The organism is Acidobacteriota bacterium (genome assembly GCA_038040445.1).
Lineage (GTDB): Bacteria > Acidobacteriota > Blastocatellia > UBA7656 > UBA7656 > Onstottus_A > Onstottus_A frigus.
In genome coordinates, this window is sequence record JBBPIG010000025.1 from 72,036 (window position 1) to 92,997 (window position 20,962).

Genomic DNA, 20,962 nt, shown 5'->3' on the forward strand with positions numbered 1-20,962 from the left:
CGCCTAACGCTTCAGCCGGCTTTCCCACTCCGCCCGCGTTGCAAACGCCTGTGGCGAAATCGCTCGCTGTACAGCAAGTATCCCGTCGAGATGATCGATCTCGTGTTGAAGCAGCTCGGACAGGTCACCTTCCGCTTCGATTGTCCGTTTCAATCCTTGGTCGTCCTGATAGTCGACACGAATCCGAGCGGCTCGCGAGACTCGCACCATCAGCTCAGGGAAGCTGAAGCAATCATCCCATAGCTCGATCTGGCTTTCGCTCGCCCACACGATCTGCGGATTCACAAGGGGGCTCGAAAACCCCGCTGGTTGCATTCGCACAAAGATCACACGCTTGAGCACCCCAATCTGCGGCGCAGCGATTCCTCTGCCATAGCCGGTAGCCTCGCGGAACGCGCCGAGCGTATCGCTAAGGTCGCGAACCAGGCGTCCGATCTCCGTCGACTGAACATCAGCGACTTCGACAGACTTCTGCCAGAGCACCGGATTGCCTAGTTGTAGAATCTGTCTACTGGGCATGATTGTGACTTCGGATTAATCCGTTTCCCGGCCACTCCTCAGGTTCTTGTGAAAAATCCCCTCGCTTAACAGAGAGCACATTATACGTGCAAACCAGGGGGCACAACAGAGAGGTTCAGCGCCGGGCTCATCAAGCCAACATCCGCCGCGGCTCAATTAACCGAGAAAACCGACGTTGGGATACTGGGCGCCGAGCACCGCCTTTGAGTCAGCGCCAAGCCATCTGTCCAGAATAGTCGCGTACACCTCCCGGAAGTCTACGTTGAACTTCACGTTTCCGGCGGGGTCTAGTTCAGTCGCGGCCAGCGAAGGCTGGGCGCCATAGAGTCCGCTACGAACCGGATTGCCCAACACGAATATCGGCGCTGCGGTGCCGTGATCCGTCCCGAACGAAGCGTTCTCATCCGGGCGCCTTCCGAACTCCGACCATTGCATCATCAGCACGTCATCCGCCAGTCCGTGCTCCGTCAGATCGTCATGAAACAACTTGATCGCCTCCGAGAACCATTTAAGCAGAGTCGCGTGATCCCCAACACCCTTGTTGCCGCGATCGGCTTGCCTATCGCCAATCTGATCAGAGTGGCTATCAAACCCGCCCATCTGAACATATAGCAGCGATGCTTCGGGGACCGTGGTCATCAACTGAGCTACCATCTGCAATCCGGCCGCCAGCGGGTTGTTGGCCGGATACGCGATCGACGATTTGTAGTTGCTTATCGACTTCTGAACCTGCTGCGCGCCTCTGACGGATTCGAAAGCAGTGTTGTTTATCGCTCCAATAAAGCTTCCGGTTGACAGCGTTCTGCCGGCCGCGAAGTTGAACGTGTTTGTCTGGTTGTTGTAGTCACCTGGATAATTTGGATCCGCGATGAAGTTGTAAAGCGAGAAGTTTATGATGTTCGGAACGACGAATCTCTCAGCGCCGAAGCTCTTCGGTAAGTCGAGGCTTCCTATCGAGGCGGCCGTAAGACTCGGCTGGCCGATCAGCGCAAGGTCCGCGTACTTCCCAAGCCACCCCCTGCTCCCCACACCGTTGGGGTCGGCCGTGTGCCAAATATCCATAGACAAGAAGTGTGAGAGATTGGGATTGGGATAACCGACGCCAAGCACAATCGCGACACGGCCCTCATCATAGAGCGCCTTGATCTCGCCCATCGCGGGATGCAGTCCAAACTCATTTGAGATGATCGTTGATGTTCCGTTGTTGGTCTTGAGTTCCGCGTCTCTGAACGCCAGTGTCGGGCGCAGGCTGTGGTACCGCGCATCGGTGTAAGGGACAACCGTGTTGAAGCCGTCGTTGCCGCCGGCGAGTTGTATCACCACGAGCTTACGCCTTGGGGTGAAGTCGATCTGTTCGCCTCGCGCGGCGGACAGCCAGAATTTTGGGATGACGATGCCCACCGTCACCATCCCGGCGCCACGCTTGATGAACTGCCTTCTCGTGACCGGCATCGGTTCTCCCTCTAGTTGAGCTGGAACTCGGAGAGGCACATGATCAGATGGATCAACCCGCGCACCTTCTTATCGATGGTAAGATCGTCGGGCGCAAAGCCGGCCGAGTTGCCGCCGTCGTCGCTTTCAAGATAGTTTCGGAGCGCAGCCACTATCTCACTCCCGACATCGAGCGGCCCTAAAATTGACAGTAGCTTCTTTACAGTCTTCTTCGAGTTCTTCTTCGCTAAAGACCTCAATTGCTCTTGTGACAACCACAATCCCGGCGCATTCAGATCGCGCGTCCTGTTGATTGCCAGCAGATCTGCGTAGGTGAATCGGTTGAGCAGCGTCGACGTGTTGATCCACCCGAGATTGAGCTTCCACCCGGACACGTCGGGCGGGTTGAACAACTCTTGCCCCAGGAATATCGAGACCGCAGGCAGTATGTTGTTCGAGGCTGCTTCTCGCGCCGATGCCCCGGGATTGTACCTTGCGCCGAGCATGCGGATGGGGCCAACTATGATCTCGACAGGTGACTTCACCAGAGCGAACCGCGCACGCTGGCTGAAGAACTCATCCGAAGTGAATATGGCACTCACAAGCTCTTTGATCGAATGGTTGCGGTTCATGTAAACATCTGCGAACTTCTCAATCGTCGCGCGGTCAATAGCTTCGCCCAACGGATAGACAAAGAAATCGAAGAGCTTCTTGACGACGTATCGCGCAGTTGCGCGGCGCGCGCAAATCACCCCGATCACATCCGCACCGTCAAGGTTCCCAGTCCGCGCCCATTGTGTGCCACCGTAGATGGTCTTGGTGGTGTTGTCGTGCTCTGGAGGGTTCACGATGAACTGGTAGCTGAATGGGTTGGGATCATTTCGCGGGTGAAAGAACTTCCATCCGGTGAAGGCTCGCGCGATCTCTTTTACATCTTGCTCGGTGTAGTTCGGCTCGCCAGTCACCGCGTCGGTGATGCCCATCGTGAAAAGCTCCTGAAGCTCGCGAGCGAAGTTCTCGTTCGGCTTGCCGCGCACGTTGGTAATTCCGTCGAGCCACAGAAGCATCGCGGGATCCTGTGCAACTCTTAAGAGCAGGCTCTCGAACTGGTCCAGCGCGTGACTGCGGAGGGTCAGGTTTTGATTGTAGACAAAAAGATCGCCTGTCTTTGACGCTGATGTAGCGAAGTGGTTGTGCCAGAAGAGAGTCATCTTCTCTTCGAACGGGCGGCGGGTATACGTCATCCGGGTGAACCACCATCGCTGAAGCTCGCCTCGGTTGAACCTCGGAAAGTCGAACGGGTCCGAAAAATCGAAACTACTCCGCAGCATATCCTCCATTGCGCGATTGTCGATCTGCTCGTAGTTAATCAGGAGGTCGACAGCGCCTTCGCGGCCGCGTGAGGTGATGTCATCGATTTCGGCAGGGCTCCCGCCGAACCCCATTCGTCTGAGGAGATGAGCGGCCGCATCGTATGTAATACCCGCCATCGGCTTACACTCCTACGAGTCTGCGCGAAGGCCAACCATAGCTTGCTTCTGCGTTGCTGACGACAACCATTAGTCGCATAAACGCTCGCTCTATATGACAAGAGCTAAGCCGCAACACGTACAATTTGTTCGGTTGCCGGCAGGCTCACATTGTAACTGAGGCACGCGTTTCATCAACACAAATCCGGTGCGTTCCAGGCGAGGATACGATTGGATTCGACCGTTTTCCTTCAAGCCATTATGTTATGGAAATCCTCGATCGAGAGCTCCGGCATCTTGCAGGTTTTCTGTTGTATGGAAAACGCCGGGTGGTGTATTCTATGCAGTCGTAGTTCGAGTGATGCTGCAGGACCTGGAGCATCGCGAAAGGAGAACCAGCTTATGAGTGCTGTGGGTGCTTGTGCCCCCGCCGGTGACCGGACCGAGCTTAAGAACTTTCTACGCGCCCGTTGCGAGGTGAATGGAAATGGCCGTGATTGCAGGATTCGCAATCTCACTCCGCATGCGGTCTTCGTCGACAGCTTCGTTCCCGCCCTTACTGGAACAAGCGTCACGCTGCGATTTCGACTCCCCAACGGCCACCAGGTATGTACGACCGGCGTCGTGAGCGATCACAAATTTCAAGTCGGCTTCAGCGTCGACTTCATCGAGCTATCCGATCAGGACCGCGATCAGATCAACGGCCTAGTGGCTCGATAATCGCGCGATAATCGGGCGATAATCGGCCGTCGCGTCTTCAGCCTTAACACTCGCGCCAGGCGCGCTTCCAATTCAAAAGGGGTGGCACCGAGGCCACCCCTTTAGCTTCGCAATTTCCTTAAAGTCAGTAGTTCATTTCTTCGCGGCGGAAGCCTGCGTCGGGATTTGAACGTTGTTGCTCACAAGCGTCATGCCCGTGTACCTCTGAAGATCCGCAAGCGCTTTATTGTAGTCCGTAAGGGCGCGCACGGTAGTTCCTCGGGCAACTGACAGATCAGTCAGCCGTTGCAACACCACAAAGTTGGTCGAAAGTCCCGCTCGATACCTCTCCTGTTCTCCGTTGTACTGCGCCTGCGCTGCCAGTTCACCCGCTTTCGCCGCTCCGAGACGCTGTTCCGAGGCAACTACTGCCTGCAACGCGTTGCGAACGTCGATCTGAACAGTCTCTACAAGCTGCCGCTGGCGCGCATCGAGTTGCCGGGCTTCCGCGAGCGTGCGTCCGAGATTGCCCTCTGCGGCGCGATTCCGCCACGGGAAACTGAAGTGGATCCCGACCTGGTAAGCCTTGAAGTCCTGACCAAAGAGGTTGCTCAACGCCTGGAAATATCCGCCCTTGAACCGCGGGAGCACGCGTTCGCCGAGCACCGACGAGGTTGGGGCAGTGGGGTTGAAAGTCCCGAGATTGAGCGTTGTCAGAGCAACGTTCAAGTTGTCGAGAATCCCCTGGGTCAACGAATCAAATCCTCCGCCTCCTCCGCTTACTATGGTCGAAGGAGTTCCAGCCAATCCAATGCTGCCGTAGTTGCCGATGAAGTCGATCTGGGGCTTTGTCTGGTCTTTGTAGTACGCGATGTCGATGTTTTTCTGCTCTGTCTGAAGCCTCATCTGATCGAGCTCCGGGCGATTCTTCAACGCCAGCCGGGTTGCTTCATCGAGATCGAATGTGGAGTGTGTCGACAGTGGCTCATCGGTTGGCTTTATCTCTGCGTACCACATCTTGTCATTGGGGTCCTTAAGGAGCAGCCCCTTAAGAGTATTCTCGGCGGTCGTAACACCCTGCAGGGCGATGATCACATTACCTTTCGCCGATTCGAGCTGGGCCTCGGTGGAACGAAGCTCGATGGGAGCCAACGTGCCGGCATCCACCATCTTCCGATTGTTCTCGAGCTGGGTGCGCGCAAGTTCGACTGAATCCCGTGCGATCTTTTCATTGAGAATGGCGTAAACGAGGTCCCAGTACGCGCGCTGTACCGAGCTGATAACCTCTATCACCCGCTGTCGGAATTGACTGTCCGACAGGTCGAGCGATTTCTTGGCAATCTGAATCGAGCGGCGGTTCGCGTCGATCGCAAAGTTCCGCATCAACGGCTGCGTAAACTGAAGCGTAAGCTGTGGAGTGTACTGAGTCGTGAGCAGCGACGCCGTCGAGCTGGTGACCGTGCGGCTGTTGTTGAAGTCAGCTTCCCACAAGCCGCCCCCCCGTTGCACGAGTTGGCTGGTCGTGAAGTTATAGTTGAGTGACTTCTGCGTGAGCGAGGAAGTGTCGCCGCCGCCCCCAAATATTGATACTATCGGCTGCGTCGTGCTGCGATAGTTGATGTCCGAGGTCGAGAGTATGTCGTAGACGCCCTTAAGCGAATAGAGGTTTCGTTCCGCTATCTGCACGCCCTGGCGAAACTGCTCGATGTCGAGGTTGTTCTGCAGCGCCTGCGCGATCGCATCTTGAAGCGCCAGCGAATGTACCTCTCCAGGTTTGATGCCTACTCGCGCGGTGGTGACATCCGGAGAGAGCACGAGCGGTTGAGTGATCGAGTTTTGCGCGGGTGTACTCTGTTGCTGCGTTGCAGGCTGACTCGGCTGCTGCTGGCGCGCAACTACTCCCTCTTGAGCGAACACCGCAAGCGGCGACGCCGCAAATGAGATTGCCAGCAAGGCGATTGCTGCCGTGTGGCTCGATTGTTGAAGTTTTCTTAGTAGTGAACTCATAACCTTCCTCTCAAAGCAAAGTCCAGACACCTGCTCCCGGTTCTCTTGGTCGCCGGGCTCAGCAAATTGAATAGCGATGCCGTAGTCTGATTGGTCAAATGTTTGATACGACATCTCTGAAGTTGCCGTTTCAATAAAGTCTCTACGCTAAAGCCTTCGGCAACAATTCCTTCAAGCGTCCCGCGCCGGCCAAGAGTACGAACTCAAAGTTTACACGCCGCTCGCGGAATTACAAACGCTGCCAATAGCTTCATCGTTAACATCGCCATCAGTGTCTCTCGATTTCTCGCAGCGGAAATCTCATGAGCCAAATGCCGTGCCATGGGACTTTGAGGGCTTAAGTCGATGAATGGTTCAGGTTGAAAAAAAGAGAGGCGATCCGACAGCGGACATTGATGCCCATCTGTGGGATCGCCCTATCCCAAAATCGAATACGACCCAGGTCGCTGGCCGGCTCGCCAGAATCGAGTCAGACCGAAGCGCCTGTTTTCAGCTCAGAGCTTCGCATTACGCTCGATTGTTTACTCGAGCACGATTGCTTCGTTCTTTCCCTTGAACTCGATTCGCTTCAGTTGAAATGAACCATCGCCGGCGGCAGTGTAAGCCACCGAATTGTCAGCCGCGGGCTGAGCCAACTTGGTCACTTTGTAGGGGGCCCTCAGCACTTCCTTCTTCCCCTTGAGAAGAACCAGCTCACCATCCTTCCCCTCGACGAACTTGATGGAGTAATCGCCCTTCACCAGCGCCTGGCCGCCAAGTTTGCTGTCTCGCGTGATTGTAATTGAGCGGTTGACTTCCTGAGCGAAAGCCGGCGCTGCAACGGTCAGCCCCGTGGCCATCGCCAACCCAAGGATCAAAGAACTGATTAGTCGCTTCATTTTCTGACTCCTTCCTCGTATGACGTTAACAATGCCAAGTCAGGCGCCCTACTCCTGGCCGCCAGTTAGAACTGCGACTGCCGGCAGACCGGGCGGCCTAACGCTTCACCCCAACCCCTAGCTCGTCCGCACCCGGATCGCACCCCACCGAACCGAACCCTCGGGTTCACTCACCGGCCCACAAAGCTCTGCGCAATCGACAACTCGCCTTTACGACTCTCGCTTCATTAACGACTCTTAGTACGTTAACAGCGTTAAGCAAAGTTCCACAAACATTTCAGGCCCGCGAGCCGTCGATCAAAGTATCAATCATCAAGTCAATCAGCTCGCTCTTTTTTACCCACGGAAAGTCCGGCATCGAGATCAATAGCGAAGTGATTCCATGCCCGCCCGCCCAGATCATCTGAGTGACCGCCTCCACATTGGTCTCGTGGAACTTCTTTGCTTTAATGCACGCTTCGACTCCCGCTCGCAAGTTTCCGTAAGCCTTCATTCCCATCGACTCTTCTCGCAGATGACGCTTGTCATCGCGAGGATGCTGCGGGTGGTTAATAAACGTCAGCTTGTAATGATTGGGGTATTTCAGCCCGAAATCCACGTAGGCCCGGCACCCCCGCCGCAGCGCCTCGATCGGCTCATCGCTCTGCCTGGTGATCGCCTCCATCCGCTTTGCCAGCTTGGCGAAGGTTTCTTCGCAAATGGCGTAGAGCAGCGAAGCCTTGTCTTCAAAATAGAGGTATATGGTGGTGGGCGAGTATTCGATCTTTTCGGCGACACGTCTCATCGACACGTTCTCGTAGCCCTCTTTCACGAACAACTCGCGCGCGGCGTCAAGGATGTCCTGCCGCAACGCCTCCTTCTCTCGCTCTCTTCTTTGCTTCGTCCCCATAGCTGTCAGGATTTTAACAACGTCCCTTCACTTAACAGTGTTAAGCATACTATGAAACGGGTTTGTGTCAAGAAGTTTTCTTGCCGTGTTTCTTGCCGGAAGTTTCTCGCCGAATGTTTCTGCTCAACAGGGAGTCGCGACCAAGCTCTCCTTGCTCCGCCTTCGCGTCATTTGCTAGTGTGAAACGTAATATGGCGACTCTTCAGTTTCTCGGCGCGACTGGAACTGTGACCGGTTCAAAGTTTCTGATCGACGCCGCCGGTAGCCGGGCTTTGGTCGACTGCGGTCTTTTTCAAGGGCCCAAAGAACTGAGGCTGCGCAACTGGGAGAGTCTACCGGTCAGTCCTGCATCTATTACCTGGGTGCTGCTAACTCATGCGCACATAGACCATTCGGGATATTTGCCCCGGCTGGTGCGTGATGGCTTCACCGGGCCGGTTTATGCCACGACCGCAACGGCTGATCTGCTGAAGTTACTTTTGCCGGACTCCGCGCGGCTACAAGAAGAAGACGCCGAATACGCAAACCGCAAGGGCTTCTCTAGGCACAGTCCTGCGCTTCCGCTGTACACCGAGCAGGACGCGAACGCAGGATTAAGACTGATTCAAAGGGTTTCCTACGAACAGGATGTGCGGCTGAACAAGTTCATAGCTGCGCGCTTCGTACCCGCCGGGCACATACTCGGTTCGAGCTTCATCGAAGTTAATATTACCGAAGCGGGCCGGGCTCCAGTGAAGGTGGTTTTTTCAGGCGATCTAGGGCGCTACGACGAGCCGATACTGAATGATCCCGCGCCCGAGACTGAAGCAGATTATTTGCTGGTCGAATCTACCTATGGCGACAGACTGCACGATCACATAAATCCGAAGGATCGATTGGCCGAAATAATCAACACCACCGTCGCGCGCGGCGGGAAGATCATAATACCCGCGTTCGCCGTCGGGCGTACTCAATTGCTTGTCTACTACCTGCGCGAACTTGAAGATGAAGCTCGTATTCCCGTGCTTCCGGTAGCGGTAGATTCCCCGATGGGCGTGGAAGCCACTCGCCTGTACAGAAAACATCGTGAAGATCACGATCTCGACATGCAACGCGTGGAGAACCTTCAAAGAAATCCACTCGCCACGCGCAGCTTCAGCCTTGTGCAAGGGCGTAATGGATCGAAGGCTCTGAAAGATCAAAAGGGCTCGGCGATAATAATCTCAGCGTCTGGGATGGCAACCGGCGGGCGAGTGCTTCATCATCTGGCGCAGTGGCTGCCCGATCCCGCGAGCACCGTGGTCTTCGTGGGCTATCAGCCGGCGGGGACGCGCGGCAGACGATTGCAGGACGGCGAGAAGCTGATAAAAATTCACGGCCAGATGGTGCCGGTCCGCGCTCAGATTGAGAGCGTCAGCAGCCTGTCGGCTCACGCCGATTCGGGAGAGGTGATGAGATGGCTCGGCGGATTCAAGCGCCCCCCGCGTAAGACATTCGTCGTCCACGGCGAGGCTGGCTCGGCAAGCGCGCTTCGCGATCGGATCGTCAAGGAATTGGGCTGGGATGCGGTAATCCCAAACTACAAGGGAATCGTCGAGCTAACTTGATGTTCTCGCGATCGCGTACGCCGGTGTCAAACAGTTTGGCAACGGCACGAGCGGCTAAGGCTTCTTCTCGTCCTTCTTCTTGTCGCCTCCGGTTAGCTTATCCTTAAGCTTTCCAAATATGCCTTTCTTTTTCTCTTCCGGCTTCTTCTCGGGTTCCTTCTTATCGGCTTCCGGCTTCTTCTCAGCGGGAGGTGAGACCGCGACCTTTTCCGGTTTAGGCGCAGGTTGTGCAACCGGCGGAGGCGGCGGCTGTGCCGGCGGAGCTTCTGTCGCGACGGCAGGCACTCCCGCGGCGTTCTTCTGAGCTCGAGTATCGCGAGGGCGCCCGCTCGCGGAGCCGGCGGCTGGTTGGCTGTCTGTCGTTCCCGGCGCAGGCAACGGTGCGGTAATCGGCGTTGTTGCGGTTGGTTGTGCGCTCGGCGAAGGCGCGGCCTGAGGCGCGGGAGGTGGAGTCGGCGTCGAGGCCGCGGGTTCAACTGCGGCTGGTGCGGGTTGAGGCGTGGGGGGGTTGGCGCCGCCTCCGACTAGCGCGAACGTTAAGGCTACCAGGGCGACGAGTGCGGTCCCGACTCCCGCGTAGTGCTTCCAATTAAGCTTGCTCAAGAGAGAAGCTTGCGCGGGAGCCCCCTGCGCAACCGCCTGTGGTGGCGCGTAATGCGCCTGCGCGCCCTGCGAGTAGCCTGCCACCGCGGGACCCGGTTGCCCGAGGCGTGTCTCTTTGATTTGGCCAGTCGATGGCGGCGTGAGTCCTTGATCGCCTCCAAGCCGGGTCGCTTTTACAACCTCGCCAGATGGCGGAGTCATTCTCATTGTCTGGTTCGGTTGTGTCACCGGCGCGGCATGACCGCCAGTTCGCACCGACGGGTCATCGAGGCGTCTCGTGACCGCGCCGGTCGCGGTCCTCTGTATCAACGTCGCGCGAAACTCGCCTGCGCTCTGGTACCTCGCCTCCCGCTTCTTCGCGAGCGCTCGCATGATGCCTTGCTCGACCGCCAGCGGAATGTGAAACGCAAAGGCTCGGGGGGGAGTGGGCGCGTCCTCGATCTGACAGCGCATCAACTCATACTCGCTTGTGCTGTTGAACGGCACGCGCCCCGTAAGCATCTCGTAAAGCAGAATGCCGAGCGAATAGATATCCGAGCGAGCGTCCGTCTCTTCCCCGCGAACTTGCTCCGGCGACATGTACTCGACCGTGCCGATCAAGTTTCCGGCTTTCGTCATGCGATTCGTGCCCAGCACCCGCGCGATGCCGAAGTCCATTACCTTGATCGAGCCGGTCTCGGTCAGCATCATGTTCGCCGGCTTGATATCGCGGTGGATTATTCCCATCTTGTGCGCGTGGTCGATTCCCTCGAGCGCCATGCAAAACAATTCGACCGCGTGGTCGCACTGCATCGCGCCTTGCGCCCTTATTACGTCGTCGAGCGTTCTGCCACGCACGAATTCCATCACCATGAAAAAGTCTTCGCCCTGGCGGAAGAAGCTATGTAGCGTGGCTACGTTGGGATGATTCAGCTTCGCCAGGGTCACAGCTTCGGTGCGGAACCGTTCGACCACGTTCGGCTGTCGCGCCAACTCCGGCCGCAGCATCTTTATGGCGACCTCGCGTTCGAGCATCAGGTCGACGCCTTTGAACACCGCGCCCATTCCGCCTTCCCCGATTTTGTCGATGATCTTATAATTGCCAACAACACTGCCTATCATTTTTCAAACCTCATGGTATGAGCTTCTAACTCGCCGAACCCGGATTGCTACAAACCTACAGAGAGCCTGCCTGAATTCTCTGGCTTCTTCCAGAGTTATGAACAGCTACGGATTCTTTTTCTTACCGAAAATACCGCCAATTCTTTTTTTGATGGCTCCGCCGACCGCCTGAGCTTTCTCGCCGACCTTAGCCACTTTGCTCTTATTTGCGTTATCCCTTTCGTTGCGCGTTGCAGTCGTCGTCCCATCACCCTTTGTTCCAGCGGACGATCTGGTTTGGGCAGGAGTACGAGATTGACCCTGCGTACCTGTCTGGCTGCCGGCGCTACGCGAGCGCGTGGACTTGGTCGCGCCTCCTTGATCATCCGCCTGCACGGGGACGGATGTAGCCCCGGGCTGAACAATTGGCTGATTGGGATCCGGCACGACACTTTGCGTAGGCGCGGTTGCCGGGGCAGTTGGCGGCGGTTGACCGGCAGCAGGAGGCTGGGTCGTTGAGGACTTGTCTCCGCCACCGATCAGCGCGAGTGGCAAGCCCATGAGCGCGACGAGCACAAGCGCCGCTGCGGCGTAATGCTTCCAATTAAGCTTGCCGAGCAGCGAAGCGAGCGAGCCGCCCGCTTGCGGCTGAGCCGCGAAATACTGCGGCGATGTCTCCTGGTACCCAGTCGGCAGGCTGACCGTCGGCGAAAGGCGCGTCTCTTTGAGCTGGCCGCCCAAAGCGACAGGCACGCCCGGGTCGCTCGCCAGCCTGGTTTCTTTTATTACTTGTCCGGAAGACGGGGCGCTGACGAGCAGTTCGCTTACGCGCGTTACGTAGCTTGCCGGCGACGTATCCACTTTTGTGACCGAGCCGGTCGTCTTCTGTATCAGCATCGTGCGAAACTCGCTTGCGCTCTGATACCTGGCTTCCGGCTTCTTCGCGAGCGCGCACATGATGGCTTGCTCGACCGCCAGCGGTATGTGGGGCGCAAGAACTCTAGGCGGCGTGGGCGGGTCTTCGATCTGACAGCGCATCAACTCGTACTCGCTTGTGCTGTTGAACGGCACGCGCCCGGTAAGCATCTCGTAAAGCAGAATGCCGAGTGAATAAATATCCGAGCGAGCGTCGGTCTCTTCCCCGCGAATTTGCTCGGGCGACATGTACTCGACCGTGCCGATCAAGTGGCCGGCTTTCGTCATGCGATCCGTGCCCAGCACCCGCGCGATGCCGAAGTCCATCACCTTGATCGAGCCGGTCTCGTCCAGCATCATATTCGCCGGCTTGATATCGCGGTGGACTATTCCCATCTTGTGCGCGTGATCGATTCCCTCGAGCGCCATGCAGAACAATTCGACCGCGCGGTCGGCTTGCAGCGCGCCCTGTGCTTTTATCATGTCGCCGAGCGTCTCGCCGCGCACGAATTCCATCACCATGAAAAAATCTTCGCCCTGGCGAAAGAAGCTATGCAGCGTGGCTACGTTGGTATGATTCAGCTTCGCGAGCGTTACGGCTTCGGTGCGGAAGCGCTCGACTACGCTGGGTTGCCGCGCCAATTCCGGCCGCAGCATCTTTATGGCGACCTCGCGTTCGAGCATCAGGTCGACGCCTTTGAACACCGCGCCCATTCCGCCTTCGCCGATCTTGTCGATGATTTTATAATTCCCGACTACACTGCCTATCATCTTCCCACCCTCGTCTTGTTCGAGCTTCCACAAGGTCGCGCCCTTCGGCGGAACCAGTCTGCGTCCTACTGATAGCTATCGATTAAGCCTATGGTCAAGGTAGCCTCCGACTTTTGCCTGGTAGCGGGCGCAAAGTTGTAGGTGGTTCCCTTGCCCGCTCCCACTTTCAGATGATACGCGCCGTACTGCGCCCCAACGAAGCCGTTGATCTTCGCCTCTTTGATGTCACTACGAGTCGCTTCGAAGGTGTGATTGCCGTCATCCGCTCTGAATGTGACGTTCCTCTTCGAGACAAACAACGATCCCTGGCAAAACGTGTTGAAGAACTTATCGTGATCGTGATAGACGCGAAAAGGCGCGCCGCCGCCGCGTTCGATCGCCGCGCGCATCGAGCGCTCGGCCGCCAGGCTGTCATGATTGCCATAGAGCTGAGCAAAGCCGAGAAGCCCATAAGCCTGCGGTTTCGATGAATCAAGATTCACTGCCTGCTGCAGCAAGCGGACCGCCAAGGCTGTGTTGTTCGCCTGCATCGCGGCGAGCGCTTTGTCGGTCAGATCGTCGTAGTCCGGCCCGGCAGGAACGTTGTGGCGCGCCGGAGCGGATGGGCCGGGCGAAGTGGGAGCCGTCTCGCTCGCCTTCCCGGTTATTGCTCCGATCAATGCGTTGTCACCGCCAGCCGCCTTGATCTCACGCGCGATCTGAGGAGTGATGCTGAAGCTCACGCCGCGGGCCTCAACGAACTGTTCGACTCGTGTTGTTGGAACGCCGCTTTGCAACAGCGTGACGATCTCGTTCTTTGCCAGCGGCGGGCCCGCGGGCACATTCGCCGGCGGCCTTGGCGTCGCCGGTGGGCTGTTGCCGGGCGAGCTGGTTCTGGGCGGAGGGCTGGCCGCGCGATAGTTGGAGCGGATAGCATCGACTACCTCGGGACGCGCGCCCGCCCCGCGAAACTCTGACTCAACCCCTGATGTAAGTTGAAAATCAACTCCGCGCTGCTGAATTGCTTGGACGACTTCGGTGGTGGGCAGAGCATTCAGTTGCACGACTCTTAACAACTTGTCCTTATCGTAAGGCTGCTTGGCCTGCATCGATGCAGCACCCGTCATCATAAGCGCGAATAGCATCGAGGCTGCAACGGCGACGATCAGCCGGTCAGCCGGGAAGCAAGCCAGATTCTTAGATTGCGTCGTCATCGGTATCTCCGTAATTGCAGTTAGACCTCATCGCGTCTTCCGGACCACCTCACTGGTTAAGAAGCCTTCTGGCCTCGGCAGCCTTGCGCGCCTTCTCTTTGCGAGCAGCGGCTTCGGCGTCGGGCTCTCTTCGAGCGGTTTTCGCCGCCTTCCCCGCATTCGAATTCTCAACTGGAGTAAAAGCCGCGCCCGACAACCCACCGGTGGTTGGTTTCGGGTCAAGCTGAGGCGGTGGTTGCATGGGTATCGAAGGTTGACCCGCTCCGGGCGGAGGAGGAGGCGATGGAGTCGCCGACTGAGCAGGCTGCGTCACTGGAGCCGCAGGGGTCGGGTTAGGCTTTTTTCCAAAAGTGAGAAGAGCGACTGATACTCCAATGATAGCGACGAGCACGGTTGCGACCCCGATTCCGATGAAAAGCTTTGCGCTGGACTTCGCCGCGGGCGCAGCCATCGGAGCCGCCGGCTGATACATAGCATTTGCCACACCGCCATAGGCGAATGGCGGATTCCCTTCCCCGCCCAGCCGCGTTGCTTTCATCTGATCGGATTGGAATCCGGCTGAAGCATCGGTGCCGAGCCTGGTCTCTTTGGGCGCCGAGCCAGGACCCGCCGGCGGAGCGACCGGTGATCCGATAAGTTGCGTGGCCTGTGAACTCGAGGGCGCAACGTTGATCGAGGGGGCGGCCGCTGCGCCGCGAGCGCTCAAAAGAGCGTCACGAAAATCGGCGGCAGTTTGAAACCGGGCTTCCGGTCTCTTCGCCAGCGCCCGCATTGTCGCTTGCTCAACGGCCGGCGGAATGTGAGCCGCAAACACTCGGGGCGGCTGAGGCGCGTCGTCGATCTGCATCTTCATCAAGTCGAATTCGCTGTCGGACGAAAACGGCACCCGGCCAGTCAGCATCTCGTAGAGAAGAATCCCGAGCGAATAGATATCGGATCGAGCATCGGTCTCCTGCCCGCGGACCTGCTCCGGTGACATGTATTCAATGGTGCCGACGATGTTGCCTTGCTTGGTCATTCGGGCGGTGCCCAACACGCGAGCTATGCCGAAGTCCATCACCTTGAGCGTGCCGCCCTCGGCCATCATCATGTTCGCAGGCTTGACGTCGCGGTGAATGATTCCCATCTTGTGCGCGTGATCGATACCTTCCAGCGCCTGGCACAACAACGCGATCGCTGTATCGCAAGCCATCGCGCCCGATCTTCTTATCAAGCCGTCGAGCGTCTCGCCGCGCACGAACTCCATCACCATGAAGAAGTCATCGCCCTGGCGAACGAAGCTGTATAGCGTGGCGATGTTTGGATGGTTGAGCTTCGCCAGGGTCACGGCTTCCGAACGGAATCGCTCGACTATGTTGGGTTGCTGCGAAAGCTCGGGTCTAAGCATCTTGACCGCGACTTCGCGTTCGAGCATTACGTCGATGCCGCGAAAGACCGCGCCCATTCCGCCTTCGCCGATCTTATCGGTGATTTTGTAGCTGCCAACAAGATTGCCGATCATAATCGGGCCTCCACCTCTCGAGTCTGCGGCACGGGTTTAGTTTGCGATTCGCCCTCCGGTAAAAGGCTCACAATTCCAACACTGATATTATCGTGCCCCCCGCGTTCTTTTGCGAGCGCGATCAGGCTCTGGCAAGCAGAGCGCGGCTCCGCCGCCTCGACCTCGCGTCTGATCTCCTCGTCCTCAACCAGGTCGTATAGACCATCCGAGCATAAGAGAAAACGATCGCCTGTCCTCACCGGAAAAGGCTCCTGCCAAGTCGTAACTTCCACCTCCGGGTGACTACCCATCGCGCGAAGAATGACGTTTTTTTCGGGATGATGCCGCGCCTGCTCGGTCGTTATCAACCCAGCTTTGACCATTTCCATGACAGCCGAATGGTCCTCGGTCATCAAGTAAATCGCTCCCTCGCGCACCAGGTAGAGCCGGCTGTCGCCAACGTGAGCAGAGATCGCCGTTCCGTTTTGCAGCACGAGCGCCGTGCAGGTCGTGCCCATTCCAGCCCTGCTCTCATCCTTCTCGGCTGCCTTGTGAATCTCGCGGTTTGCTTCGCGGAAAGCTTTCTTCAATGCCGATAGCGGATCACCCGAGTCTTCGTAGTAGACGCGCGTTATGACCTCCACCGCGAGGCCGCTTGCTACTTCGCCGGCCGAATGCCCTCCCATTCCGTCTGCCACCAGGATGAGCAGCCCCTTGCTTGCTTGCAACTCCGGATCGTCAGGTTGAATGTACGTGCCGGAGTCTTCATTCAATTCGCGCACGCAGCCAACGTCGCTCAACATGCTTGCAACGACGTCGAACTTTCCGGGATGAACCAGAGCAACGGTCGCTTTGACCTTTTCGTCTTTATTCTTCGACTTCTTGTTCTTTTTGAACATAAGAATGATGGCTCCCAAGTACTGCTCGCAATCAATACAATAGAATCGCTTTTAGTTCGAATTGGTCTGCCGGTCTGAGCTTGCAGCTCACGGGAGCGAGAGATGCCTTGCCTCCAAAACATCCTCAGACGAACGCGCGATGAGATCGTCGCGACAGATCAATACTTCTTTTCCAGCATGAACGTATACATCTTCTTGTCGCTCGTAGACAGACGCACGGGTTTGTCCTGGTAGCCCTCGCGTTTAAGCACCAAATCAATGTGCTCTCCAGGGTTTGCCTGGAACTGGTAAGGCGTCGTTCCCACTCGCTCACCGTTCTTGAAAACCTCGGCCCGGCCTTCAGCCGCATCCACTGTGAACGTTTCCTGCCGCACCTGAACGGTCGGCTGTTTCGGTCCCGCCGAGGGTTGACTGTTGGATTGCTGTGGAGGCTTGTTGGGAGACGCGATTTCCGGCCCGCCGCTAAACAAGAAGTAGAGTCCAGCGACGACCACCAGTAAGACGACTACGGCAAGGCCGGCCAGCATTGGGACCATGGATTTGGGTTTTGCGGCAACCGCTCCGCCGCTCGGCTGGTTCGGGTAAGACGATCCGGACTGATAGGCAGCCGGCTGATAGCCCGGCTGATAAGCCGCTGGTGGATAGGTCGCTTGTTGATACGGTGACGGCGCCGTCGCAGCAGGCGACGTGGTCTGTCGAGTAGATTGTGATGAAACTGCCGCTGCCGCGCGGTTCACATCCTGGAGAAGCTCGCGCGCCGATTGATATCGGTCCCCGGGATTCGTCCTCAGACATCGGGAGATGATGTGTTGGACCTCGCGAGGCATACTCCCACTTATCTGGGAAGGAGGCACATAGTTTCCAGTGGTTATTTTCTGGCAGAGCTCGCCGATAGTAGTCGCCTCAAACGGCAGGTGGCTCGTGGCCATTTCATACAGCAACACGCCAAGCGCCCAGATGTCAGACCGCGAGTCTGAAGTTCCGCCCGTTAGCTGCTCAGGCGATAAATATTGAAGCGTCCCAATGAAGCTGCCTGTGACGGTTAGCGCCGGGCTTGCGCCGGACTTGGCTATGCCAAAATCAAGAAGCTTCACCTGCCCGTTGGGTGTGATCTTGACGTTGGTGGACTTGATGTCCCGATGGACGATGCCCTTGCTGTGAACATAATCTATGGCCTCGACTATCGACTGAAAGTAGCGGATTGCTTCAGCCAGCGGAAGGCAGCCCCACGATCTGATGCAATCGGTCAACGTCTGCCCTTCTATGTACTCCATTATGATGCAGGGCTGGCCGTCGTATTCCAGAAAGTCGTACAGCGTGGCGATGTTATTGTGTTGAAGCCCCGCCTGTATGCGAGCCTCATTCAGAAATCGCTCGACGAATTCAGGGCCGGCGGCGGCCTGGCTCAATATCTTGACCGCGACAACTCGTCCTATCTTCGAATGGACGCCCTGATACACTTCACCCATGCCGCCTTCGCCCAGTTTTTGTACCAGACGATACTCGCCGATGGTTGAATTTATTAGGGTCGTCCTGCCCATCTCATTTCAAGGCGGAGCGCCCAAGCTCGGGCACTCCGAATTAACAATCGCGCTCCAGTTTGTCTAACGCCGCTTACCTCGGCGCGCTTACGCTCATCAGTTCCTTGCCGTATCGAATTGGAACCGCATAAGTGACCGACGCTCCCCCGGCGCTGCCGCCGGCAAAGAAGATCCCGGTCACCCGGCCGCGATCATCAAAGACCGGCCCTCCACTATTGCCCGCGCCGGTCGAGTTTATGGTCAACTGATAGGCGTCGCCAAATCCGCTATAGATCACATCCCCCTTGGTGTTATTGGGATCCCCGCCGCGTATGACCCGACCGATGTTTCCAACGCTTATCGTTGGATCGGGAATGATCTTTAGTTGGGCTTCCCGGTTGAAAACATCCTGGGACCTGATGACTCCGTAGACCGCCGGCGATACGCCGGGATAACCCAGGACTATCGACGCGTCGCCCGGCTTGATGGTGTCGTAGTTGTCGTTGAGCTCGAGTTTGGGAACAGAGTCGGGAACATCGATCTTCAGCATCGCGACGTCATGGCGATCTGAAGTGCGGGCGAGCTTGCCAGGAATCCGTAACTCGTTTTTCGGAAATGTAACGTTGAGATAATCGTTCCTGCCGTCGAATCCACCCTGAAGCGTTTGACCTGCCTGTTTTGTTTCTGAAGGAACCCAGTCACCGGGCGCGGCCACCAGTAGGGGAGTTCCATCGGGCTTAAGCGAAATTCCTCCGCCGCTGATTACTATGCCAGGCGTCGAGGAAGCCGTGAAGCGGTAGCTGGTCCGCCAGGTCGCCCCGACGTGACGGTTCGTCAGTATGAACCCGTCCCCGGTCACCGCGAACCCCGTGCCGCTGAGTTCGCCACCGATGGGCGGGCCTGCCCGGTTGTCGAGCGACAGCAGCGGCTCGACGTTCTGGCCAACCACTACATAAGCAGCCACCTGGGAACGACCGTCACTCACGATTGAGTGAATGTTGCCTTGCTGGTCTTTCCATTGATTCGGATAATATTTGTGAAAAACTTGGCCGCCGTTTGAAGTGTAGATCAGCTTCCAGCCGGCTTCGATATAGACAACGGAACCCGTGTAGGCCTTGGCAATATCGGCCGGAGTCATCGGAGCGTTGGCCGCGGCCGCGCTTAGAGCGTTTTGGGTATCGGTTGCCTGTTGCTTATTCGAAGAGATCTGGTTGTAAAGCAAAAAGCCCGCAACCAGGACGACGACGATCATAAACGCGGCTCCGCCGATGAACAGAATCTTGCGATTGTCTGTCTTGGTCTGCGCGATCATCCGCTCGACGGTAGCTTTGCCGACCGTGCCCGAAGCCGGCATCGTCGGTCCCGGGCCCATCGGCATCGACCCCATTGGCTGCATCGGTGAAGATCCCGTACCCATCCGAGTTGGAGGCGTGGTGACCGGACTCGAGCCATAACTCGCCGTGGTTCCTTCGCCAGGCATTCGGGTCGGACGCATGTCCTGCTGCGGTCGCGGTTCGAGATCAAACTGAAACTCCGGTCCTCCCGCACCGAATTGTACCGTGTCGCCAGGCGAGATCCTGACTGTTCCCACGATTCTCTGCCTGTTGACGAACGTGCCGTTGCGGCTATTAAGATCGGTGACTATGAACTGATTTGGATCAGCCGGATCCTGTACGATTTTGGCATGTTGACGCCCTACCAAATCGTCCCGATTGGGATCGTATCTGACCGACGCTGAAGGATCGCGTCCGAATATGAGTTCTCTGAAATGGGCCAGGGGGAACTCCTCGACCTGGTTGGCCTTTGAGCCACTCAGATGTCTAAGAACGATGCGCTCCATATAGTAGTCTCCTTTTCCGAAACTGAGATTCAGGGCCGCATTTCAAGGAAGCGGACACCGTCGATTGTGAGAAAACTTGCCTCCCAACGCTGAACTAGTGATTCCGCCGGATTTGCCCGGATTAGTCATGTCCGGCGGCAGGCTTCTCGCAACACCGCTCCAACGTGCAGCCGGCATGTCTGGTCAGACCGGTCGATGTTGCGACCTTGGCATAAAGCATCTTTGCCGGCTCACTGAACATCGCGAGAACCAATTCAAAGGCTCAAGGGGACCCTGCTGTTAGAAATAATTTCTGGAAACCCTCTCAAAGGATGCTGCCAAGTTCAGGCGAATTCTATGCCTACCTAAATCTCAAAAGCAAGGGAACAAGATGATGATAAACGCGATCTTCACACAAGCGCCAGTGAATGAACGTCGACGTGAGAGATGGAGACTTCACCACGGGATGGGAAATAGAATCCATGAAAGCAACAGGCCGATTCCGAGAAAAGAGCCGAATATCTTCAACCCGTGCAGGACTCGCTGACGGGTTGTGTCGGACTTCGGGTCCACAGCCGCGAGCACGACCGCAGCCATTGCCGCATAAGTCGACATCATCAAGAAGTGCATCAGCGCTTCCTCCCTGCCGCGATATCGAACGCGTCGTGGATCACAAGGTAGTTGAGCAGTCCCGCCAAAAACATGAACGTGTTGCCGTACTCAAAAGTCGGAGACGCGGCCGCTTGCGGAATAGCCGCCATCCCCAAGCCTAGCGCATACGACGCAACATAGCATAGCCCCGATCCGATCTCGGCGAAGAACCACAGCACCGTGATCAAGTCGTAATGAAAAAGCGAAGGAGGATCTGCGACGGTCGGCCAATAGAGATGACCGTTCAAGCTCAACCCCAGAATGAACGCCCCCACTATCGTGACGAAGAAAAGTACCCCGCGTCCGCGTCTACCAAGAACCAAATGCCCGGCGCCGGGCACAAGCCACGCCGCCAGAACGGCCACGGTGCGCCGCGCGAGGGGAAAGCGTCTGGGCTCATCGAATGGGATGCTGCGGTCGGTGAAATGTGGCGGGATGTTTTCGGTCAGCGTGTCTCTCGGTTGCAATGCGCGCTCCTTACCTCGATCTAAGCAGTCAATTCTAGGTGGCGGTCCGAGAGGGTGTCAACCAATTGGTATAGCTGGGTAAGCTC

Annotated in this window: 17 protein-coding genes; 2 read left to right on the forward strand and 15 right to left on the reverse strand. The window is 57.2% G+C overall.

Features of this window, described 5'->3' with window-relative positions:
* Positions 1 to 3: 3 nt before the first annotated feature.
* From AABO57_22865 to AABO57_22875, 3 genes are all read right to left on the reverse strand, one after another.
* The gene (locus tag AABO57_22865) at positions 4 to 519 is read right to left on the reverse strand and encodes a peptide deformylase (protein MEK6288569.1); all 516 of its coding nucleotides are present in this window, start codon (positions 517 to 519) and stop codon (positions 4 to 6) included.
* 156 nt (positions 520 to 675) lie between these two features.
* Entirely contained in the window at positions 676 to 1,971 is a 1,296-nt protein-coding gene (locus AABO57_22870) for a DUF1501 domain-containing protein (protein ID MEK6288570.1), read from the reverse strand.
* Between the two features lie 11 nt (positions 1,972 to 1,982).
* The gene (locus AABO57_22875; GenBank protein MEK6288571.1) at positions 1,983 to 3,440 is read right to left on the reverse strand and encodes a DUF1800 domain-containing protein; all 1,458 of its coding nucleotides are present in this window, start codon (positions 3,438 to 3,440) and stop codon (positions 1,983 to 1,985) included.
* A gap of 381 nt (positions 3,441 to 3,821) precedes the next feature.
* Between AABO57_22875 and AABO57_22880 the strand changes: the two genes are divergently transcribed.
* Positions 3,822 to 4,139: a hypothetical protein gene (locus AABO57_22880; GenBank protein MEK6288572.1), complete on the forward strand. Its 318-nt coding sequence runs from the start codon at positions 3,822 to 3,824 to the stop codon at positions 4,137 to 4,139.
* Positions 4,140 to 4,271: 132 nt separating this feature from the next.
* Here the strand turns inward: AABO57_22880 and AABO57_22885 are convergent, their stop codons facing one another.
* The 3 genes from AABO57_22885 to AABO57_22895 form a co-directional block, all read right to left on the reverse strand.
* Complete coding sequence (locus AABO57_22885; protein MEK6288573.1) at positions 4,272 to 6,125, reverse strand: TolC family protein; 1,854 nt, start codon at positions 6,123 to 6,125, stop codon at positions 4,272 to 4,274.
* A gap of 521 nt (positions 6,126 to 6,646) precedes the next feature.
* Positions 6,647 to 7,003, reverse strand: coding sequence for a hypothetical protein (locus tag AABO57_22890; protein MEK6288574.1), 357 nt, complete (start codon positions 7,001 to 7,003; stop codon positions 6,647 to 6,649).
* 277 nt (positions 7,004 to 7,280) lie between these two features.
* The gene (locus AABO57_22895; protein ID MEK6288575.1) at positions 7,281 to 7,892 is read right to left on the reverse strand and encodes a TetR/AcrR family transcriptional regulator; all 612 of its coding nucleotides are present in this window, start codon (positions 7,890 to 7,892) and stop codon (positions 7,281 to 7,283) included.
* Between the two features lie 191 nt (positions 7,893 to 8,083).
* Here AABO57_22895 and AABO57_22900 point away from each other — a divergent pair, with 191 nt between their 5' ends.
* Positions 8,084 to 9,478, forward strand: a complete 1,395-nt coding sequence (locus AABO57_22900) for an MBL fold metallo-hydrolase (protein ID MEK6288576.1) — start codon at positions 8,084 to 8,086, stop codon at positions 9,476 to 9,478.
* Positions 9,479 to 9,532: 54 nt separating this feature from the next.
* On the opposite strand, the gene AABO57_22905 is transcribed toward AABO57_22900, so the two are convergent.
* The 9 genes from AABO57_22905 to AABO57_22945 all read right to left on the reverse strand — a co-directional run bounded on the left by AABO57_22905 (position 9,533) and on the right by AABO57_22945 (position 20,876).
* Positions 9,533 to 11,182 carry a serine/threonine-protein kinase gene (locus AABO57_22905; GenBank protein ID MEK6288577.1) on the reverse strand — a complete coding sequence of 550 codons (1,650 nt, stop codon included), beginning with the start codon at positions 11,180 to 11,182 and terminating at the stop codon, positions 9,533 to 9,535.
* Between the two features lie 105 nt (positions 11,183 to 11,287).
* Entirely contained in the window at positions 11,288 to 12,847 is a 1,560-nt protein-coding gene (locus AABO57_22910; protein ID MEK6288578.1) for a serine/threonine-protein kinase, read from the reverse strand.
* Positions 12,848 to 12,912: 65 nt separating this feature from the next.
* A complete protein-coding gene (locus AABO57_22915) occupies positions 12,913 to 14,040 on the reverse strand; it encodes a hypothetical protein (protein ID MEK6288579.1) in 1,128 nt (375 codons plus the stop codon).
* A gap of 49 nt (positions 14,041 to 14,089) precedes the next feature.
* Entirely contained in the window at positions 14,090 to 15,541 is a 1,452-nt protein-coding gene (locus AABO57_22920) for a protein kinase (GenBank protein MEK6288580.1), read from the reverse strand.
* Positions 15,538 to 16,419, reverse strand: coding sequence for a Stp1/IreP family PP2C-type Ser/Thr phosphatase (locus AABO57_22925; GenBank protein ID MEK6288581.1), 882 nt, complete (start codon positions 16,417 to 16,419; stop codon positions 15,538 to 15,540). Before AABO57_22925 ends, AABO57_22920 begins: the two co-directional genes overlap by 4 nt.
* A 158-nt stretch (positions 16,420 to 16,577) precedes the next feature.
* A complete protein-coding gene (locus tag AABO57_22930) occupies positions 16,578 to 17,960 on the reverse strand; it encodes a protein kinase (GenBank protein ID MEK6288582.1) in 1,383 nt (460 codons plus the stop codon).
* A gap of 73 nt (positions 17,961 to 18,033) precedes the next feature.
* Positions 18,034 to 19,779 carry an FHA domain-containing protein gene (locus AABO57_22935; protein ID MEK6288583.1) on the reverse strand — a complete coding sequence of 582 codons (1,746 nt, stop codon included), beginning with the start codon at positions 19,777 to 19,779 and terminating at the stop codon, positions 18,034 to 18,036.
* Between the two features lie 435 nt (positions 19,780 to 20,214).
* Complete coding sequence (locus AABO57_22940; protein MEK6288584.1) at positions 20,215 to 20,388, reverse strand: hypothetical protein; 174 nt, start codon at positions 20,386 to 20,388, stop codon at positions 20,215 to 20,217.
* On the reverse strand, positions 20,388 to 20,876 hold the full coding sequence (locus AABO57_22945; GenBank protein ID MEK6288585.1) for a DUF6677 family protein: 489 nt from the start codon (positions 20,874 to 20,876) through the stop codon (positions 20,388 to 20,390). Before AABO57_22945 ends, AABO57_22940 begins: the two co-directional genes overlap by 1 nt.
* Positions 20,877 to 20,962 lie beyond the last annotated feature (86 nt).

Coding starts and splice junctions, on each gene's coding strand:
- AABO57_22865 (MEK6288569.1), bottom strand. CDS start 519: ATGCCCAGTAGACAGATTCTACAACTAGGCAATCCGGTGCTCTGGCAG.
- AABO57_22870 (MEK6288570.1), bottom strand. CDS start 1,971: ATGCCGGTCACGAGAAGGCAGTTCATCAAGCGTGGCGCCGGGATGGTG.
- AABO57_22875 (MEK6288571.1), bottom strand. CDS start 3,440: ATGGCGGGTATTACATACGATGCGGCCGCTCATCTCCTCAGACGAATG.
- AABO57_22880 (MEK6288572.1), top strand. CDS start 3,822: ATGAGTGCTGTGGGTGCTTGTGCCCCCGCCGGTGACCGGACCGAGCTT.
- AABO57_22885 (MEK6288573.1), bottom strand. CDS start 6,125: ATGAGTTCACTACTAAGAAAACTTCAACAATCGAGCCACACGGCAGCA.
- AABO57_22890 (MEK6288574.1), bottom strand. CDS start 7,003: ATGAAGCGACTAATCAGTTCTTTGATCCTTGGGTTGGCGATGGCCACG.
- AABO57_22895 (MEK6288575.1), bottom strand. CDS start 7,892: ATGGGGACGAAGCAAAGAAGAGAGCGAGAGAAGGAGGCGTTGCGGCAG.
- AABO57_22900 (MEK6288576.1), top strand. CDS start 8,084: ATGGCGACTCTTCAGTTTCTCGGCGCGACTGGAACTGTGACCGGTTCA.
- AABO57_22905 (MEK6288577.1), bottom strand. CDS start 11,182: ATGATAGGCAGTGTTGTTGGCAATTATAAGATCATCGACAAAATCGGG.
- AABO57_22910 (MEK6288578.1), bottom strand. CDS start 12,847: ATGATAGGCAGTGTAGTCGGGAATTATAAAATCATCGACAAGATCGGC.
- AABO57_22915 (MEK6288579.1), bottom strand. CDS start 14,040: ATGACGACGCAATCTAAGAATCTGGCTTGCTTCCCGGCTGACCGGCTG.
- AABO57_22920 (MEK6288580.1), bottom strand. CDS start 15,541: ATGATCGGCAATCTTGTTGGCAGCTACAAAATCACCGATAAGATCGGC.
- AABO57_22925 (MEK6288581.1), bottom strand. CDS start 16,419: ATGTTCAAAAAGAACAAGAAGTCGAAGAATAAAGACGAAAAGGTCAAA.
- AABO57_22930 (MEK6288582.1), bottom strand. CDS start 17,960: ATGGGCAGGACGACCCTAATAAATTCAACCATCGGCGAGTATCGTCTG.
- AABO57_22935 (MEK6288583.1), bottom strand. CDS start 19,779: ATGGAGCGCATCGTTCTTAGACATCTGAGTGGCTCAAAGGCCAACCAG.
- AABO57_22940 (MEK6288584.1), bottom strand. CDS start 20,388: ATGCACTTCTTGATGATGTCGACTTATGCGGCAATGGCTGCGGTCGTG.